Source organism: Pseudoalteromonas sp. PPB1 (assembly GCF_015356275.1).
Taxonomy (GTDB): domain Bacteria; phylum Pseudomonadota; class Gammaproteobacteria; order Enterobacterales; family Alteromonadaceae; genus Pseudoalteromonas; species Pseudoalteromonas rubra_D.
Genome location: NZ_JACEQV010000006.1, coordinates 17842 through 38323, shown reverse-complemented (window position 1 = coordinate 38323; position 20482 = coordinate 17842). Strand labels below are relative to the sequence as shown.

15 protein-coding genes are annotated in these 20482 nt (G+C 46.2%); 6 read left to right on the top strand and 9 right to left on the bottom strand.

The window, feature by feature from the left end:
* Positions 1-11: 11 nt before the first annotated feature.
* The 5 genes from rpsA to gyrA form a co-directional block, all read right to left on the bottom strand.
* A complete protein-coding gene (gene rpsA, locus IY568_RS07695; protein ID WP_010384522.1) occupies positions 12-1679 on the bottom strand; it encodes a 30S ribosomal protein S1 in 1668 nt (555 codons plus the stop codon).
* Between the two features lie 95 nt (positions 1680-1774).
* A complete protein-coding gene (gene cmk, locus IY568_RS07690; protein WP_125559702.1) occupies positions 1775-2482 on the bottom strand; it encodes a (d)CMP kinase in 708 nt (235 codons plus the stop codon).
* Between the two features lie 214 nt (positions 2483-2696).
* Entirely contained in the window at positions 2697-3974 is a 1278-nt protein-coding gene (gene aroA / locus IY568_RS07685) for a 3-phosphoshikimate 1-carboxyvinyltransferase (protein ID WP_125559704.1), read from the bottom strand.
* Complete coding sequence (serC, locus tag IY568_RS07680) at positions 3974-5056, bottom strand: 3-phosphoserine/phosphohydroxythreonine transaminase (RefSeq protein WP_194867229.1); 1083 nt, start codon at positions 5054-5056, stop codon at positions 3974-3976. Before serC ends, aroA begins: the two co-directional genes overlap by 1 nt.
* A 143-nt stretch (positions 5057-5199) precedes the next feature.
* Entirely contained in the window at positions 5200-7863 is a 2664-nt protein-coding gene (gene gyrA, locus IY568_RS07675; protein ID WP_194867228.1) for a DNA topoisomerase (ATP-hydrolyzing) subunit A, read from the bottom strand.
* A gap of 182 nt (positions 7864-8045) precedes the next feature.
* On the opposite strand from gyrA, the gene ubiG reads away from it, so the two are divergent.
* The 5 genes from ubiG (at position 8046) to yfaE (ending at position 13506) form a co-directional block, all read left to right on the top strand.
* Complete coding sequence (gene ubiG / locus IY568_RS07670; RefSeq protein WP_194867227.1) at positions 8046-8756, top strand: bifunctional 2-polyprenyl-6-hydroxyphenol methylase/3-demethylubiquinol 3-O-methyltransferase UbiG; 711 nt, start codon at positions 8046-8048, stop codon at positions 8754-8756.
* Positions 8753-9400 carry an HAD family hydrolase gene (locus IY568_RS07665; RefSeq protein WP_194867226.1) on the top strand — a complete coding sequence of 216 codons (648 nt, stop codon included), beginning with the start codon at positions 8753-8755 and terminating at the stop codon, positions 9398-9400. The genes ubiG and IY568_RS07665 overlap by 4 nt, the downstream gene beginning before the upstream one ends.
* 366 nt (positions 9401-9766) lie before the next feature.
* Entirely contained in the window at positions 9767-12052 is a 2286-nt protein-coding gene (gene nrdA, locus IY568_RS07660) for a class 1a ribonucleoside-diphosphate reductase subunit alpha (protein ID WP_049866282.1), read from the top strand.
* 51 nt (positions 12053-12103) lie between these two features.
* Positions 12104-13234, top strand: a complete 1131-nt coding sequence (nrdB, locus tag IY568_RS07655) for a class Ia ribonucleoside-diphosphate reductase subunit beta (RefSeq protein ID WP_049866281.1) — start codon at positions 12104-12106, stop codon at positions 13232-13234.
* Entirely contained in the window at positions 13234-13506 is a 273-nt protein-coding gene (gene yfaE, locus IY568_RS07650; RefSeq protein WP_138536021.1) for a class I ribonucleotide reductase maintenance protein YfaE, read from the top strand. Before nrdB ends, yfaE begins: the two co-directional genes overlap by 1 nt.
* Here yfaE and IY568_RS07645 read toward each other — a convergent pair.
* Entirely contained in the window at positions 13498-14022 is a 525-nt protein-coding gene (locus IY568_RS07645) for a YaeQ family protein (protein WP_125559714.1), read from the bottom strand. The two genes, yfaE and IY568_RS07645, sit on opposite strands and share 9 nt — an antisense overlap.
* A 141-nt stretch (positions 14023-14163) precedes the next feature.
* Between IY568_RS07645 and IY568_RS07640 the strand changes: the two genes are divergently transcribed.
* On the top strand, positions 14164-16764 hold the full coding sequence (locus IY568_RS07640) for a TonB-dependent receptor (protein ID WP_194867225.1): 2601 nt from the start codon (positions 14164-14166) through the stop codon (positions 16762-16764).
* Between the two features lie 266 nt (positions 16765-17030).
* On the opposite strand, the gene IY568_RS07635 is transcribed toward IY568_RS07640, so the two are convergent.
* The 3 genes from IY568_RS07635 to IY568_RS07625 all read right to left on the bottom strand — a co-directional run bounded on the left by IY568_RS07635 (position 17031) and on the right by IY568_RS07625 (position 20467).
* Positions 17031-17579, bottom strand: a complete 549-nt coding sequence (locus IY568_RS07635; protein WP_138536025.1) for an NAD(P)H nitroreductase — start codon at positions 17577-17579, stop codon at positions 17031-17033.
* A gap of 82 nt (positions 17580-17661) precedes the next feature.
* Positions 17662-18363, bottom strand: a complete 702-nt coding sequence (locus IY568_RS07630) for a DoxX family protein (protein ID WP_138536027.1) — start codon at positions 18361-18363, stop codon at positions 17662-17664.
* Between the two features lie 142 nt (positions 18364-18505).
* On the bottom strand, positions 18506-20467 hold the full coding sequence (locus IY568_RS07625; RefSeq protein ID WP_125559721.1) for an FAD-dependent oxidoreductase: 1962 nt from the start codon (positions 20465-20467) through the stop codon (positions 18506-18508).
* Positions 20468-20482 lie beyond the last annotated feature (15 nt).

Sequence of the window (20482 nt, the reverse complement as noted above, 5' to 3'; positions counted from 1 at the left end):
AAGACTTGATATTAGTCTTTTTGAGCGTTTTTGAAAGCTGCAGCCATTGCATTTTCAAATGCAGGCTCTTCTTTCTTCAGCTTCTCAAGCGCTTCTTTCTCTTCAGCTTCGAAGATAGCTTTAACAGATAGGCTGATTGTACGGTTCTTACGATCAACACCTACGAATTTAGCTTCAATCTCGTCACCTGCAGAAACAACGCTAGTTGCGTCTTCGATGCGCTCTTGTGCGATGTCAGCAACACGGATGTAGCCTTCAACGCCTTCGATAAGCTCAACAGTTGCGCCTTTCGCGTCAACGTCTGTCACTTTACCTTTAACAATAGCACCTTTTTTGTTTGCGTCTAGGTAGTTATTGAAAGGATCAGCTTCGATTTGCTTAACGCCTAGTGAGATGCGCTCACGCTCTGGGTCAACCTGAAGAACGATTGCAGAGATCTCGTCGCCTTTCTTGTATTCACGTACAGCTTCTTCGCCAGGCGTGTTCCAAGAAATGTCAGACAGGTGTACAAGACCGTCGATACCACCGTCAAGACCGATGAAGATACCGAAATCAGTGATAGACTTGATCTTACCAGTAACTTGGTCGCCTTTGTTCTGTAGACGAGCAAATTCCTGCCAAGGGTTAGCTTTACACTGCTTAAGACCAAGAGAAATACGACGACGCTCTTCGTCGATTTCAAGAACCATAACTTCAACAGTGTCACCTAGTGAAACAACTTTTGAAGGGTGGATATTCTTGTTAGTCCAGTCCATTTCAGACACGTGTACCAGACCTTCTACGCCTTCTTCGATTTCAACGAAACAACCGTAGTCAGTTAGGTTAGTAACACGACCAGTTAGCTTAGCGCCTTCTGGGTAACGACCAGCGATAGCTGCCCAAGGATCTTCACCAAGTTGCTTAAGACCTAGAGAAACACGAGTCTTCTCTTTGTCGAACTTAAGAACTTTAACAGCGATCTCGTCACCAACATTTACGATTTCACTTGGGTGCTTAACGCGCTTCCAAGCCATGTCAGTGATGTGAAGTAGACCGTCAACACCGCCCAGATCTACGAACGCACCGTAATCTGTAAGATTCTTAACGATACCTTTAACTTCTTGACCTTCAACAAGGTTAGCCAGCAGCTCTTCACGCTCTTGTGAGTTTTCAGACTCGATAACAGCACGACGAGAAACAACTACGTTGTTACGCTTCTGGTCAAGCTTGATTACTTTGAACTCAAGCTCTTTACCTTCAAGGTGTGTTGTGTCACGTACTGGACGAACGTCAACAAGTGAACCAGGTAGGAATGCACGGATTGAATCAACTTCAACAGTGAAACCACCTTTAACTTTACCATTGATGATACCAACAACAGTTTCTTGTTCTTCACAAGCTTTCTCAAGGCGGATCCAAGCTTCATGACGCTTCGCTTTCTCACGAGAAAGGATAGTTTCACCGAAACCATCTTCGATTGCGTCAAGTGCAACATCTACTTCGTCGCCAACTGCAACTTCTAGTTCACCAGCAGCATTTTTGAATTGCTCTGCAGGGATTGCACTTTCAGACTTAAGGCCAGCATCAACAAGAACAATGTTGTTCTCGATTGAAATAACAGTACCTTTAACGATAGAGCCTTGCTCTGCTTCAAAACCCTTTAGGCTTTCTTCAAATAACTGCGCAAAATTTTCTGACATACTAAATACGTCTCATAAATAAACATTCCAATTAGCAACCATGCTGCATGGGGTGGTTAATATAACGTCGGCCTCCTGCCAACGCAGTAAAAAATCTAGCTTGATGCAGGTAACTTGCCGGCAGCAATGGTGTCCTGCACTAACGTAGTGACTTTCGTAAACACCTGTTCCGCATCTAATTCCGTTGTATCGAGTACGATAGCATCGTGTGCCGGCACCAAAGGCGCGACCTTACGGTTCATATCTCGATCATCACGAGCTTCAATCTCGATTAAAAGACCATCTAGTGTAACATCCAGCCCTTTATCCTTCAACTCCAGATAACGACGTCTTGCACGTTCTTGCGCGCTGGCTGTTAAATAAATTTTTAGTTCAGCTTGAGGGAAAACAACCGTTCCCATATCTCTGCCGTCCGCGATCAGACCTCTTTCACTACGAAAAGCCCTCTGACGACGCAACAAAGCTTCACGAACCCGAGGTAATGCAGCGATTTTAGACGCTGCTGCACCGACCTCTTCATTGCGGATCGTGTGAGTGACGTCCTCACCTTCAAGGATCACTTTAATTTTTTTCGTCACACCGTCTATCGGAAACTGAACGTCCAAATTCGCGGCGAGAGGTACTAAAGCCTCTTCGTTATCGAGTGCAATATGATGATGAATAGCAGCTAAAGACAAAACGCGGTAAATTGCACCACTATCCAACACGTCCCAATCAAGCTTCTCAGCTAATAAACGACAAACCGTTCCTTTGCCCGAGCCGCTTGGGCCGTCTACGGTGATTACTGGCATGACAGCCTGCATTTAAACCTCCCGAAATGCACACCAAAAATTAACTGCGGTATTATACGCAAGTTTACTGAATAGATCCTTATTGACATGTAACTTTTTGTTTGATTAAAAATTTACGCAAAGAAGCAGGCAAGAACCAAAAGCGCAGGCAGCTAGACTAAACGGACGCTGCCTGCCATTGGCCGACTACAAGCTTTGTAGGTTACCCCACAAGAACCGACAGCCGTTATTGACTGACTGAAGAGAGAACCTCAAAGTAAGTCGGGAAGGTTTTAGCGGTACAGCCAGGATCATTAATGATCACATCGACACCACCCACGGCCACCATAGAAAAACACATCGCAATACGGTGATCGTTATAAGTATCAATTTCTGCCAGGTTAAAAGTCTCAGGTGGTGTGATTTCAATGAAATCATGCCCCTCTGTCACCTCTGCACCGATTTTTTTAAGTTCTGTTGCCATGGCATACAAGCGATCGGTTTCTTTGACACGCCAGTTGTAAATATTACGGATGGCCGTTTTTCCCTTAGCAAACAAAGCTACAGTTGCCAGTGTCATTGCGGCATCCGGGATCGCATTAGCATCAATATCCACCCCGTTTAATTCACCCTTGCGAACAACGAGTTTTTCATCATGCCAGTCAATATCAGCGCCTACCTGCTCCATCACAGAAGCAAACCCTATGTCGCCCTGAACACTCTTGCGTCCAACACCATTAATTTCAATTTCACCGCCAGCGATGGCTGCTGCTGCAATAAAGTAAGACGCCGATGATGCATCACCTTCTACCATGATACTGCCCGGAGAAACATAACCTTGCTGCCCTTTAACATGAAACACCTGGTAGTTATCATGACTAACAGTAACGCCAAACTGCGCCATAACACCGAGTGTAATGTCAATATAGGGCTTTGAAACCAACTCCCCTTTAATTCGAATTGTGCTGTCCTTAACAAACAAAGGCGCAGCCATCAGTAATGCGGTTAAAAACTGACTTGATATGCTACCGTCAATTTCTACTTCGCCGCCCTCAATTGCATCGCCATTAATCTGTAACGGTGGGTAATCCTTATTTTTTAGATATTTGATATCGGCGCCCAGTGCATGTAACGCATCGACCAGGTGACCAATGGGTCGCTCTTCCATTCTAGGTTCACCAATCAATGTAAATTGCCCCTGACTTGCCGCTAATACAGCTGTGAGTGGTCTGAAAGCAGTGCCAGCATTGCCCAAAAATAACGCTTCAGATGGTGTTTTGAAGCGCCCGCCTTGGCCATAAACACGAGCTGACGTTTTGTCTTCGTTCAACTCAACATTGACGCCCATCTCAGAAAGCGCAAGGAGCATGTGGCGTATATCGTCACTGTCGAGCAAATTATTCACTTGTGTAACACCATCGCACAACGCGGCCAGCAGTAACACACGGTTTGACAAGCTTTTCGAGCCTGGCAGCGTGACACTGCCATTTACTTTGTCTATGGCGCTTAGTCTAAGCTGTTCCATTAGCTGTTCTCCTTGGCAAATTTCTCCATAAACGCAATCAATGCTTTAATGCCTTCAATTGGCATAGCGTTGTATATACTGGCACGCATGCCCCCTACGAAGCGGTGACCTTCCAAAGCAATCAAACCATTGTCCTCGGCTTGTGCCAAAAACTGCTCGTTTAAAGATTCATCATGCAACCAAAACGGTACATTCATCAAAGAACGACAATGTTTAGCCACCTTGTTCAGATAGAATGACGAACCATCAATGTAATCATATAAAAGCGCGGCTTTTTCTTTGTTATGCACTTCCATGGCTTTGACGCCACCAATTGATTCAAGATATTTGAATACTTCAGCAGCCAGGTACCAGGCAAAAGTAGGTGGCGTGTTGTACATACTCTGCTGTTTTGCTTCGATTGCGTAGTCTAGGATGGCGGGTCTTGGCAGGCCCTCACGCTCAAGCAATGTCTTACGCACAATCGCAATGCTCAAGCCTGACGGACCAATATTTTTCTGCGCCCCGGCATAAATTAAATCAAAATCGTCAACGTTCATTTCGCGCGACAAAATGTTTGATGACATGTCTGCAACGATCGGCGCGGTTGGATGCTTAGGCACTTCAAACAACTCAATACCATCAATTGTTTCATTAGGACAGTAATGAATAAATGCGGCATTTTCAGGTAGGTTCCACTGTGAAACAGGCAAGACATCAAAGGTACCATCTTGATCCCGGCGAATGTCAATTGACTCTACCTGAGTAAACTTTTGGCCTTCTTTCGTTGCACCGCAGGACCAAATTCCGTTCTCGATGTATACGCCAGGCGCGTCGTCCTGATGCAGGTTTAGCGGAACCGCGGCAAAATGGCCTCGACCTCCCCCATGCATAAACAGAACTTCAAACTCATCCGAAATATTCATCAGACGACGCAAGCTCGCCTCACATTCTCGCGCCAGTTCTAAAAACGGCGCAGAACGGTGACTGATCTCCATCACAGAGACCCCTAAATTTTGCCAGTTAATAAATTCTTGTTGGGCTTTTTTCATAACAGCAGGTGGCAACATCGCCGGTCCTGCACAAAAGTTATAAACGCTCATAGTTTCCTCATTCCAGTTTTTATACTGCACCAGGCAGTGTACTATTTATTTTTAACGGGCACACACTGTGTGATGTTGCGTGCCCTGAATATACCTCGGAGAATAAAAAAGCGGCCTAAGCCGCTTTTTTAAATTGAACCAGATTACTCTGGCGCCTGTTCATCAGTATCAGGCGTTTCAACAAGCTCTGCTTCCCCTTCCAGGGCGTCGTCGATTTCGATCTCTTCGATACGTTGTAAACCAACTACCTGCTCGTCGTCAACCGTTCTGATCAGGATAACACCCTGGGTGTTACGGCCTACCGTTGAGACCTCATTAACGCGAGTACGAACCAGGGTACCACGGTTCGAAATCAGCATGATCTCGTCGTTATCTTGCACCTGTACTGCACCAACAACTCGGCCATTACGATCTGTGACCTTAATCGAAACAACCCCTTGCGTTGCACGACTCTTAGCCGGGTACTCTTCAAGCGGTGTGCGCTTACCATAACCATTTTCAGTTACAGTCAGAATAGCGCCATCGTTCTTAGGTACAATCAATGACACCACTTTGACGTCATCCGGCATCTTTATACCACGTACACCGGTTGCTGTACGACCCATAGGACGCAGCGCCAGCATTTCTTCACCCGTTTCAGGGTCAATCTTCACTTCACCGGTCTCTGAGTCGCGCAGCTTTTCATTAAAGCGTACAACTTTACCATGATCAGTGAACAACATGATGTCGTTATTACCATCTGTGATGTCAGCACCAATCAGGTTGTCACCGTCATTCAGATTAATGGCAATAATACCGCTTGCACGTTGACGACTGTATGCGGTTAACGGTGTCTTCTTGACAACACCATTGGCGGTAGCCATCAGGACAAACTTATCATCTTCGTACTGTTTGACCGGCAATATAGTGGTGATACGTTCATCAGCTTCAAGCGGCAATAAGTTAACTATCGGCTTACCACGCGCGGCACGAGATGCCAGTGGCAACTGGTACACTTTCAACCAGTACAAACGTCCTGAGGTTGAGAAACACAAAATTGTATCGTGGGTATTTGCAACCAGCAGACGTTCAATGAAGTCTTCATCTTTCATCTTAGTTGCGGCTTTACCTTTACCACCACGGCGCTGTGCTTCGTAATCAGACAGAGGTTGATACTTTACATAACCTTCGTGAGACAAGGTGACAACCACGTCTTCTTCGTTTATCAGATCTTCCAGGCTAATGTCATGTGCAGCTGCAGAAATCTCTGTACGACGCTCGTCACCATAGTTTTCTTTGATCTCAGCCAATTCGTCGCGGATCACTTCCATCAGACGATCAGGTGAAGACAAAATCAAGAGTAATTCTGCGATGAGATCCAGTAACTCTTGATATTCGCCAAGGATCTTTTCGTGCTCCAGGCCTGTTAGCTTGTGTAAGCGTAAATCAAGAATAGCCTGAGCCTGTTGTTCAGACAGGTAGTACTGGCCATCACGGATCCCCAGCTCAGCATCAAGCCAGTCTGGACGCGCGACATTTTCTTCACCAGCACGCTCAAGCATTGGGCGCACTGAACCCAACTCCCACGGACGAGACGTCAATGCAGCCTTCGCTTCTGCTGGAGTCGGTGACTTACGGATAAGCTCAATGATTGGGTCAATATTGGCTAGCGCAATTGCCAGACCTTCCAGCGTGTGTGCGCGATCGCGAGCTTTGCGCAAGTCGTATACAGTACGGCGAGTTACAACTTCACGACGGTGGACAATAAAGGCCTCAAGCATTTCTTTGAGGTTGAAACACTTCGGCTGATTGTTGTCCAGCGCAACCATGTTGATACCAAACACAGTTTGTAGCTGAGTCTGAGCATACAGGTTGTTCAGTACCACTTCGCCTACTTCACCACGCTTGATCTCAATAACAATACGCATACCGTCTTTGTCAGACTCATCACGTAGTGCACTGATCCCTTCAACCTTTTTGTCCTTCACCAGCTCCGCGATTTTTTCAATCAAGCGTGCTTTGTTGACCTGATATGGGATCTCGTTAACGATGATGGTTTCTTTACCGGTTTTTTCATCGGTTTCGATTTCAGCACGGGCACGGATATATACTTTACCGCGACCGGTTTTGTATGCTTGCTCGATACCTTTCTTACCATTAATGATAGCCGCAGTCGGGAAATCAGGTCCCGGAATATAATCAATTAGCTCATCGATAGTAATATCTGGATTTTGGATCACAGCCAGACAGCCATTGATCACTTCAGTCAGGTTATGAGGTGGGATGTTTGTCGCCATACCAACCGCGATACCCGAAGAACCATTAACCAGCAGATTAGGTACTTTTGTTGGTAACACGTCAGGAATTTGCTCAGTGCCATCATAGTTTGGCACATAATCTACGGTTTCTTTGTCCAGATCAGCCAGCAGCTCATGAGACATTTTTGCCATACGTACTTCGGTATAACGCATCGCAGCCGCAGAGTCTCCGTCGACTGAACCAAAGTTACCCTGGCCATCCACCAGCATATAACGTAGTGAAAACGGCTGAGCCATACGAACAATGGTGTCGTAAACTGCGCTATCACCGTGTGGGTGGTATTTACCGATCACGTCGCCCACAACACGGGCTGATTTTTTATAAGGTTTGTTCCAGTCGTTACGCAACTCGTTCATCGCGAATAGCACGCGACGATGCACAGGCTTCAGGCCATCACGGACGTCAGGTAAGGCACGTCCAACGATGACGCTCATCGCGTAATCAAGATAGGAATTTTTCAATTCGTCTTCGATATTGACCGGGAGGATTTCATTGGCAAGATCAGTCATTTAATACCACTTTCCTTCAGAGTCTTTTCCTTTTGTGTCACACTATAGACATCAAAAGGTTCAATTATTATTAGTTCGACTGAGGATACTATCATAGTTTCTGGGCTAATGCAGTGGCTAAATGACTCGGAAATTTCATCCAATACCGATAGAATGCGCTCAGTTCAACGAGGAAGTTTTTTATGACCGAACATCAAAATGTGGATTTAAGTGAAATTGCAAAGTTTGAAGAGATAGCTGAACGTTGGTGGGATCGCGAAGGCGAATTTAAACCACTGCATGACATTAATCCGTTACGGCTAGACTTTATTAACGATCGCTGTGGTGGTTTGTTTGAGAAAAAAGTGCTCGATGTTGGCTGTGGTGGCGGTATTCTGACAGAAAGCATGGCAAAAATGGGCGCTCAAGCGCATGGCATTGACCTCGGTCAGGAGCCACTGAATGTTGCGAAACTACACGCGCTAGAAGCAGGCGTTAAAATTGATTACCGCAAAGTATCAGCTGAAGAATTTGCCGCACACCATAGCGCACAATTCGATGTTGTCACTTGCATGGAAATGCTTGAGCATGTACCCGATCCGGCTTCTATTATTGCAGCTGTTGCAAAAGCAGCAAAACCAGGTGCCGACGTGTTTTTCTCAACATTGAACAAGACACACAAAGCATTTTTGCTTGCAGTTGTCGCGGCTGAACGCGTGCTGAAGATGGTTCCCCCGGGCACCCACGACCATAACAAGTTTATCCGTCCCTCGACCCTGATAGGCTGGGCCGAAGCCGAAGGATTGAAAGTACGCAGCGCTGCTGGTATCAATTATAACCCATTTGGTAAAACCTTTACGCTGACGAATGACGTCAGTGTCAATTACCTCCTCCACTTTGAGAAACTCGCATGACACAGGCTGTAATATTTGATCTCGACGGTACCCTGCTCGACACCAGTGATGATCTGGGCGCCGCACTCAATCACGTTTTAAAACAGCACGAAATGGCCGAGGTATCACGCTCGGTATATAGCCCCGCTATTTCCAATGGTGTAAAGGCGTTGCTGGAAGTCGGGTTTGGGGAGCACCTCAGTAAATTCGACTTTGCAGCATTAAAACAACAGCTACTGGACCATTACGCACAACACATCGCTGTCCACTCGTGTTGCTTTGAGGGCATTGAAACTTTGCTTCAAACCTTATTAAGCAGAGAAATTAAAATTGCGATTATGACCAATAAGCCCACATTTCTGACCATGCCCCTGCTGGCTCAGATTAGCCAGCTTAAGGGTATTGAGGTGGTGGTATGCGGCGACACACTGGAAGTCGCCAAACCACACCCTGAGCCACTGCTACTCGCCGCAGAACAATTAGGCGTAGATCCAACCATGTGTACCTATGTTGGAGATGCTGAACGTGACATTGAAGCGGCAAAGGCGGCAGGAATGCGGTCAGCGGCAGCCTTGTGGGGATTCATTCCTTCCCTGGAAGAGGCACGCAGTTGGTCTGCAGATCTAAATCTTACTAACCCAGAATCACTCATTTCGTATATTTAGTGGCATTGATTAAAAAATGCCACTATATGTAGTGTTGTGAACTATTTTGAGAACAAACCTGCACAGAAAAAAAACAGTCGTGCAGTTTGCAAAATTTTCTTAAAAAAAGAGAAAAATCGATTGTCGTGAGTTGATTTTTTTTTGTTTGCAGCCATGTTGGATAGCAGAAGGTTAGTGTTTGCTAACATAAAAATATTATCCCTATGTTATCCACAATCCATAGAAAGTTGCTCTATTGCAAAATAGCGATAACCCCACTATCTTGTGATCCTCTTTCTAGCGGACACCATATATAGTGGTGAAATGCTAAGCAATTATGAATATGCGATGACAATTACCGCATTCCGGGGGAATACAGGCGTAGCTATGAACCAACAATTATCTGTCAGTAAACGAAACGGCCGTAAAGAGCCGCTTGATTTAGATAAAATTCATCGAGTGATAAACTGGGCAGCTGAAGGCCTGAACAATGTGTCTGTTTCTCAGGTAGAGCTTAAATCTCACATTCAGTTTTATGATGGTATTCGCACCGAAGACATCCATGAAACCATCATTAAAGCCGCCGCTGATCTCATTTCCAAAGATACGCCAGACTATCAATATCTGGCAGCGCGCCTGGCAGTATTCCATTTGCGTAAAAAGGCTTATGGTCAGTTTGAGCCACCGCATTTGTACGATCATGTGACTAAACTGGTTGAAGATAAGCGCTATGATGCGGGTTTGTTGACTGATTACACTCGAGAAGAATACGAGCAGTTAAACGACTTTCTGGAGCATGATCGTGATATGTCGTTTAGTTACGCCGCCGTTAAACAGCTAGAAGGTAAGTACTTGGTGCAAAACCGAGTGACTGGGGAAATCTATGAGAGCGCTCAGTTCCTGTATATTCTGGTTGCAGCAAGCTTGTTCTCAGATTACCCAAAAGAGACACGCCTTGATTACATAAAGCGTTTCTACGACGCGGTTTCACAATTTAAGATTTCACTGCCTACGCCAATTATGTCGGGCGTACGTACTCCGACTCGTCAATTCAGCTCGTGTGTATTAATTGAGACAGCAGACAGCCTTGATTCTATTAACGCTACGTCGTCAGCGATTGTTAAGTACGTTAGCCAACGCGCCGGGATTGGTGTTAATGCCGGTAGGATCCGTGCTCTGGGTAGCCCTATCCGTAATGGCGAAGCATTCCACACAGGCTGTATCCCATTCTACAAGCACTTCCAGACAGCGGTAAAAAGCTGCTCTCAGGGAGGCGTTCGTGGTGGTGCTGCGACACTATTTTACCCTTTATGGCACCTGGAAGTGGAGAACCTGCTGGTTCTGAAAAACAACCGGGGTGTTGAGGAAAACCGTGTAAGACACCTCGACTACGGTGTTCAGTTCAATAAAACGATGTACGCTCGCTTGATCAAAGACGATTACATCACTTTGTTCAGCCCATCAGATGTGCCTGGTTTGTACGACGCGTTCTTCGAAGATCAAGAAAAGTTCGAACGTCTGTATGTACAGTATGAGCAGGACGAGTCAATCCGTAAGAAGCGCATTAAAGCACTAGAGCTATTCTCTATGTTTGCTCAGGAACGCGCGAGTACTGGTCGTATTTATCTGCAAAACGTTGACCACTGTAATACCCACAGCCCGTTTGACGCAAAAGTTGCACCTATTCGTCAGTCTAACCTGTGTCTGGAAATTGCACTGCCAACTAAGCCACTGAGCCACGTCAATGACGAAGAAGGCGAGATTGCATTGTGTACTCTGTCTGCATTTAATCTTGGCGCTATCAGCAGCCTGGATGAACTTGAAGAGCTTGCTGAGCTGGCTGTTCGTGCGCTGGACAACTTGCTGGACTTCCAGGATTACCCTGTCCCAGCGGCGAAAAATGCCACTATGGGTCGTCGTACTTTGGGTATCGGTGTTATCAACTTTGCTTACTATCTGGCAAAAAATGGCGTTAAATACTCAGATGGCAGCGCCAATGGTCTGACGCACAGAACATTCGAAGCCATTCAGTATTACCTGATGAAAGCTTCTAACAAGCTTGCTCAGGAACGTGGTGCTTGTCCTAAATTTAATGAGACAACCTACGCAAAAGGCATCATGCCTATCGATACCTACAAAAAAGATGTAGACGGTATCTGTAACGAGCCCCTGCACCTTGACTGGGATGGATTACGTCAGGACGTTATGCAATATGGTATGCGTAACTCGACTTTATCTGCATTGATGCCATCTGAGACCTCTTCGCAGATCTCTAATGCAACAAATGGTATTGAGCCACCGCGCGGTCACATTAGCGTTAAGGCCAGTAAAGATGGTATCCTTAAGCAAGTAGTGCCTGAGTACGAGCGACTGAAGGACAACTACGAGCTATTATGGGATATCCCTTCAAACGATGGCTATTTAGGCCTGGTGGGTATTATGCAAAAGTTTGTTGACCAAACTATTTCAGCCAATACCAACTATGACCCAACTAAGTTTGAAGGTGGAAAAGTGCCTATGAAGCTGTTGCTCAAAGATTTACTTACCGCATACAAGCTTGGCGTGAAAACCTTGTATTACCACAACACCCGTGACGGTGCATCGGATGCTCAGGACGAAATGAAGCCTGAGGCTGAAGACGATGATTGTGCAGGCGGCGCTTGTAAAATCTAATCATAGTTAGCGGGTAATTTACCCGCTCTTTTTTGGTGTCGAGAATTATCTATGTCGTATTCTACGTTTAACAGAACCCACAACAATCAATTGCAGGAGCCGATGTTTTTCGGCCAATCTGTTAATGTCTCCCGTTATGATCAGCAAAAGTACCCTATTTTCGAAAAGCTGATCGAAAAACAACTGTCTTTTTTCTGGCGTCCTGAAGAAGTAGACGTCAGTAAAGACAGATTGGATTTCCAGGCATTACCAGAGCACGAGAAACACATTTTTCTAAGCAACCTAAAATATCAAACACTGTTAGACAGTGTGCAGGGGCGTTCTCCCAATGTTGCTTTGCTCCCTATCGTCTCAATCCCAGAGTTGGAAACCTGGATCGAGACCTGGGCTTTCAGTGAAACGATCCACAGCCGCTCTTACACGCATATTATTCGCAATGTCACTAAGTCACCTGAACTGATCTTCGACGATATCGTCGAAAACGATAAGATCAGTGAACGTGCAGAAGCGGTTACTAAACATTATGACGCTTTGATCGAAAAGGTCTCTTTGTACAATCTGTACGGCGAAGGTAAGCACGAAATCAACGGCGAAACAGTGCATATTAACCTGTTTGAGCTAAAGAAAATGCTTTATCTCTGCATTATGTCGGTGAACATCCTAGAAGCGATCCGCTTTTATGTGAGCTTCGCCTGTTCATTTGCATTCGCAGAACGTGAGCTCATGGAAGGTAACGCCAAGATCATCAAGCTGATCGCCCGTGACGAAGCACTACACTTGTCTGGTACTCAGCACATCCTTAACATTATGCAAGATGGCAAAGATGATCCAGAAATGGCGATAGTCGCTGCACAGTGTCAGGAACAAGCGATCCAGATGTTTGTAGAAGCCGCTGAGCAGGAAAAAGAATGGGCAGAATACCTATTTAAAGATGGCTCTATGATTGGCCTGAACAAAGACATTCTTTGTCAGTATGTTGAATACATTACCAATGTACGCATGACTGCTGTCGGTTTACCTGCACAGTTTGAAAGTAACAGTAATCCTATCCCCTGGATCAACGCCTGGTTAGTGTCTGACAATGTTCAGGTCGCACCACAAGAGGCTGAGATCAGCTCATACCTGGTAGGTCAGATTGATGCGGAAGTCGATGCGTCTGACTTTGGTGACTTTGACCTGTAATGACAGACAGGCCAGTCAAAAAAATCTTTCTTGACCCTGAAAAAGAGCCGCTCCTTCACGCGGCTCACTCCCCTTCACTCCTTGCAACGCTTGAAGCCAATCAGGTTGAAGTTGCCTATCAGTGCAGAGAAGGGTTTTGTGGAGCGTGCCGCGCTAAGCTCTGCCGGGGAAAGATAGCCTACAATCAGGAACCTTTGGCATTCGTGCGTGACGGAGAAATTTTGCTCTGTTGCAGTCAGCCAGTTACCGATGTGATCATTAAGCTAGTGTAGTTTAATGATCTCACTTTGATAGTAATCCACTTTGTCACTCACGCTGATCACCCCATTATCTATAATCACGTCCCAATGCAGACTACGCGATAAAACACTGGCCAATTGACTCACAAAATCTGCGGATAGTGAAAAAATACGGATATCCCGTACCGCTATCAGATGAGGTGCCAGTTCTGCATACCAAGCATCAGCGTCAGACACCAGAAAAACCACCTTATTCGCTTGTTTACGATACTTGTGCAGTTCAATCAGGCTATGTTCTCCAGCATAAAGTGCAACGTCTACTTGCCCCTGCGCATTCTCTAGCCACACGTCTGGCTGATGCTTCTCTCTCACTCCCAGCCAGTGCACATTGTCTAAGTAAGACAGACCGCAAAACCCTATCAGCTTTAATACAAAATGCTCCAATGTCTCGGCTTTTTGCAGCGCTGCGGTGAACACTTCCTGATGATGTGAGCGATGAAACAAGTCTGCAATATTCATTCGCACCTTAAAAACAAAGAGATCAGTCATGATATTTGTACCTGAACCTATCAAACTAACTATATTAAGCCGTCAAAATAATGCAAACTTAAAGAGATAGTATAACATCATTGATACCGCAATAATGCGGTGTTATATTATTGCAAGTATAAACAATTCAGAATGAGTACTATGTTTAAGCAGTCTTTGATCACTTTTGCCATAACCAGCGCAATTTTTTCCTCGCAGGCCTCTGCCGCACAATTAAAAGGTAAAGTGCTGGATACCAATAACCAGCCAGTGCCAAATGCTACTGTGCATTTGCACGGTAAATCTCAGTCCGTTAAAACTGATATTAACGGCCAATTTAGCATTAACGTCGATCAAGCCGCTCAGCTGCATGTCAGTAAAGACAACTTTATCAATGAGCGCATTGATGTTTCTCCGGACTCACCTTATGTAACCGTTAAGCTGGCTCCAAGTTCAGTTGAGAGCGTAGTGGTATATGCCTCTGCTCTGCACAAAAGCAACATCGAAATGGCCTCTCCTGTAGCCGTTTTAAGTGGTGATGAGCTGAAAAACAGCGCAAAGCCAACTCTGGGTGAAACACTCAAGCAACTACCAGGTATCAACGCCAGTTATTTTGGCCCTGTCTCATCAAGTCCGATCATTCGTGGCTTAGATGGTCCACGCGTTAAAATTACCCAAAACGGCCTCGACAGCAGTGATGCATCTCGCGTCGGCCCTGATCATGCCAATACCAACGACTCTCTCGCTGCACAGCAAATTGAAGTGCTACGTGGCCCTGCTACATTGCTATATGGTTCAGGCGCTATTGGTGGTGTAGTTAATGTGGTTGATAATCGTATCCCAACTGATGTGATTGAAGGTGTTCAGGGTGCAGCTGAATTCAGCCATGACACCAATTCAAATACCAATACAGTCGCTGCTTTATTCGAAGCAGGCAACAACGGCTTTAACTTCCACTTTGATGGCGTAACGCGTAAAGGCGGCGATTACGAAACACCACGTTTCGGCTTACCTGGCGAAGAACATGACGAGCATGACCACGATGAACATGGACATGATGATCACGATGAACACGGTCATGATGAGCATGATGAACACGGTCATGATGAGCATGATGAACATGGTCACGATGAGCACGGAGAAGAGGAACACGGCGAGACTGAGTACGCTGAGCGTGTTGCCAATACCTTTATCGACTCCGAGCAATTTAATATTGGTACCAGCTTCGTTGGCGACCACCTGACGGTTGGCTTGTCGTACGGTCGCATTGAAACCGACTACGGGATCCCTGCCCACTCGCATGAACATCACGACCATGGTGATGAACATGACCATGATGAGCATGACCACGACGAACATGATCATGACGACCATGATGAGCATAGCGAAGACGAGCACGACCATGCACATGGGACAGAAGAAGAAGCAGTCTTCGCTCGTGTTAAGCAAGACAGATGGCAGGCAATGTTTAACTATGCATTGCATAACAACTGGATCGAGTCTATTCAGGTGCGCGCAGGTTTTACCGATTATGAACACTCTGAAATTGAACATGGTGCCGTTGGAACAACGTTTACTAACGAAACAACTGAACTGAGAACTAATATCGAGCACAGGTTGGGCGAGTGGCACGGCATTATCGGTTATCACTTCTCTGACAGTGACTACGCCGCTGAAGGCGCAGAAGCGTTCACCCCAGCGACTAACACAAAAACACACGCATTCTACGTGCTTGAAGAGCGCCGTTTTGGTGATGTAACTTTAGAGCTGGGTGCACGTGTTGAAGACTTCGCATTGTCTAGCAACTTTACGTCAGGCCACGATGACCATGACGAGCATGATCATGATGACCACGGTCACGACGAGCATGACCACGAGCATGAAGGTCATGAAGATGAGCACATGGCTGAGGTGATCGACTATACACTGGATACTACTAACTTTAGTGCCTCAATTGGAGCCGTGTATGACTATGCAGAAGGGCAAAATGTTGCCGTTAACCTGTCTCGCTCAGAGCGTGCACCTCTGACTGCCGAGTTGCTGTCAAATGGCCTGCACATCGCCACCTCGACCTACGAGCTCGGCCTTGGCTACCACATCGAAGGTGATGAAGTTCACTTCGAACCTGAGCACATTGAACAGGAAAGATCGACGAACCTGGATATCAGTTTCAGACGTTTCATTGGCGATTTTGGTTACACAGTAAACTTCTTCTACAATGATGTCTCAAATTACTATTATCAGCGTAATACTGGCTACATGTATACCGGTGAACACGGCATTGAACTGGCTGATCATCACCATGATGGAGCCCTACCTGTATATCAGTTTGAAAGCGCCGATGCTGAACTATATGGGTTTGAATTTGACGCCCACTATCAAATTGATGCGCGTAACCGCATTAAGGTCTTTGGTGACCACCTGAGAGCTGAGCTGGACTCAGGCGAATACCTGCCACGTATTCCATCGAACAAGCTGGGCACAAGCTACCGCTTCGAGCTACAAGACTTTATGGCTGAACTAAGTGCTACTCACTACATGACGCAGGACAACCTCGCGCAGTCAGAAACTAAAACAGACAGCTACACCTTGCTTGATGCAAGCTTTAGCTACAACTTCAGTTTATCTGGTGTAGATCTGGTAGGTTATGTGAATGTAGACAACATCACTGATGAACTTGGCTTTGTACATAGCTCATTTATCAAAGAGCAAGCCCCGTTACCAGGACGTAACTTCAAGTTAGGGATCCGTGGTTACTTCTAAGTTTGTAGGCTCTGTTTTTCTTGTTAGCTAATAGCAAAAGACTAACAGTTCCTATCTGAGCCCAATGCCGCTGCAAAGCGGCATTTTCTTTATTAGCCCTACCATAATGATAAGCACTGTTAGAACCGTTTTAAAAGGCCTGCCCACTCACACGATTTAATGCCACTAATGCGCACCATACAGGCCCTATCAAGCTGTGCATCAGACCAACCGACTTCGATACTGTACGCCTAAAAACGTTAGAAGAATGCGGCTGGCTGCAAGAGTTATAACTGAGTAAAAAAGTCTTCAGGCTGATGCCTGACAGGTTTGGTACAGTGTACGGTTGGTGTACCCAGGTAAAGATAACCAACGATTTCATCCTGTTCATTCAATCCCAGCTGGCGCTTCACCGAGTTACTTTGTGCAAAGTAACCCGTTCTCCATACGCCAGATAGCCCCTGAGCGAAGGCCGCCTGCTGCATAGCAAATACGCTACAAGCTGCGCTTTCTACTTGCTCTATTCTGGGCACTTTTGGATGTTCCATATAAGGAGAAACTGCAATGATAAGCATAGGAGCGCGTTCAGGTAAGGATTTAGCACGGTCAATGATGCGTTGCTCTTGTTGCTCCTCAACAGCAGCCTGATAAAAAATCTCGCCCAGTTTCTCCCTGCCATGCTCCTCAACCAGAATAAAGCGCCATGGTTTTAATCCTCCGTGGTCTGGCACTTTAAGAGCTGCTTTTTTTATTACTTCCAGCTGAGCCGCATCAGGACCCGGGAATGACAAGTTGCTGTCGGATTGTCGCGTCGTTAATAGTTCAATGGCATCCATTTGTAATTCCTAAAATTTCTGTTAGTACCCTATTCTAACGCGACACCGGCGCAAAAGTTTAGTGTCTGCTTTCAAAAACCGCTTAAGGCAAGTAATTTTGCTCAGGTTCCAGCGGCTTTCGGACCCAGTAATCCACACTAAAGTAGCGTCCACCTCCTGTAAACAAGAGGCTTATCAGCATCGCAAAATAGATAGCCGCGAACTCAATACCATTGTTCAGGATCACCGGATTGCCATACTCATAAAGATATTCTGGTAGCCCATTCGCTGCAACAATCTCTTTGATACGAGACAAGCGTTCAGCGACTTCTGCGCTTGCTTCCAGACTCTGCTTCGCAGCATCGCTGCCCAACCAGGCAAAAACCTGTGCTGCGCTGGTATCCGGATTACTGGGAGCAACTGAAAACCAGCCGTTATGCCAATGCACCTGAGTTGCAGCGACAAACATGGTCACAGCAAGTGGAATGGACACCAAACGTGTTGCCAGACCAATTAACAAAAACCAGCCACCGAGAAACTCTGTCCAGCCTGCCAGAAAGGCCAGCAAGTCCGGTGCCGGCAGGCCTAACCCCCAATCTGCGTTACCAAACCAGGCCACCACATTTTCATCGGCCAGCAAGCGCGACAGGCCAGTAATATCAGAATTAGCGAGGTTTAGTTTGCTGTAGCCGGCTATGATCATAACTGGTGCCAGGATCAACCTGAGCATCAATGGCGCCAGACCGTCGAGCAAGGCTAATCTAGTAAGAAAGGTACGATAAAAGGAATAGAGTGATTTAAACATAAATAAAGTCTGTGATAACTGATGTTATAGAGTGTAGACCTTAAATCACCGTTTTTTATTGCAAATAGTATGGTTTTAAATAGCACAAAACACGGGTGATATGCCTAATAAGCATGCCCGTGCTTTGTCTGCCCTGGAACGATTATATTTTTCTGGCAACCTGAAGGGCTTCATAAATAGCCCGTTTAGCATCAATGGCTGATGCCAATTTGGCTCCGCCTATCACATGTTGATTCGCAGGCATAGCCTCTTTGTTGAACAACGCATCATTAGAGGTTTGTCCAATACAGGCCACAACCGTGTCCACGTCCAGAACGCGTTCTTTACCCGCTTGCTTAACCAACAAACCTTTGCTGTCGAATGAGATATACTCGCACTCGGCAATCTGCTCAACATTGTGGTGCTTGGCAACAGCTCGGTGGATCCACCCTGTTGTCTTACCTAAGTTACTGCCAAAGCGTCCTTCACTGCGTTTAAGCATGTACAGCTTTTTTCCTGTTGCAGTGTCTGACGGCTGGCATTCAATTCCCCACTGCGCTTTGAACTCATCGATACTCTGATCGGCTTGCTCAGCGAGAAAAGCAACCATGTCGAAGCCAATACCACCCGCACCCAGAATCGCAATTTTGTCTCCTAGTTCAACTTCTTTGCGGATCACTTCATCGTAAGCGAAAACACGTTTGCCATCGCTGCAAGTAATTCTGGACTGTCTGGGGCTAACGCCCGTTGCGAAGACAATATCATCATAAGACTGAGCCATAGACGACTCGTACTCGCAACCCAGCTTCATGGTCACGCCCAGACGTGCTACTTCTTTGAGGAAGTAATTTAGGGTGTATTTAAAGTCTTCCTTACCAGGTATGCGCATTGCCAGATTGAACTGACCTCCGGCATGTTGATTCTTATCAATCAGTGTAACTTTGTGTCCTTTCTTAGCCAGATAGCAGCTTGCAGACAGGCCTGCTGGCCCAGCGCCCACAACCAATACCTGCTTAGGGCTGTTGGTGCGCTCCAGCGGATAATCCAGTTCATAGCCGGCCTGTGGGTTAACCAGGCAAGTTGCCCGCTTACCTTTAAACACGTGATCAAGGCACCCCTGATTACAGCCGATGCAAATATTGATCTGTTCAGGTTTATTTTCAGCATACTTATTAAAGAATTCTGGATCCGCAAGTAATGGCCGCGCCATAGAAATCAAGTCAGCCTCACCTTGGTTCAAAATATCATTTGCCAGCTCAGGTGTGTTAATTCGGTTCACGGCCACGACCGGAATATCGACCACATCTTTAAGCCGCTTTGATGCTTCACGAAACGCCCCGGCCGGTACCATGCTAGCAATCGTCGGGACACGTGCTTCGTGCCAACCAATACCGGTATTCAGAATGTCGACACCGGCTTCTTCCAACGCTTTGGCTTGAAGCGTAACCTCTTCAGCAGTCGAGCCATTGGGGATCAGGTCCATAACTGACAAACGGAATACTATGATAAACTTTGCGGATACCTTTTCTCTTACTGCGCGTACCACTTCAACCGCCAGTCGCATGCGATTTTCCAGCGTTCCCCCGTATAAGTCCTGACGCTTGTTGGTATGCTCAGCCATAAACTCATTGATCAGATAACCTTCAGAGCCCATGATTTCCACCCCATCATAGCCCGCCTTTTCTGCCATTTTGGCCGATTTAGCAAAGTCTTTAACGGTATTGCGGATCATGCTCAACGACATCGATTTTGGCGTATATGGATTAATGGGTGCTTTAATATCACTGGGTGCAACATTAAATGGATGATACGCGTAGCGCCCTGCATGTAATAACTGAAGACAAATTTTACCGCCATGTGCATGGACAGCATCGGTATAGGCCCGGTGCTTAATGATGTCATAGCGGCTGTTAAATGAAGAAGATATCGGCGTAAGTTTACCACGCAGGTTTGGGCTATACCCACCGGTGATGATCAGGCCAACCCCCCCTTTTGCGCGCTCCTCATAAAACGCTTTGAGCCGTTTCCTGTTGTGCCATCCCTCTTCAAGGCCTGTATGCATCGAGCCCATGACCAAGCGATTTCGCAAATCTGTGTTCTTCAATTGTAGTTTTTGTTCTAACATTGCGTGCCCCAATGT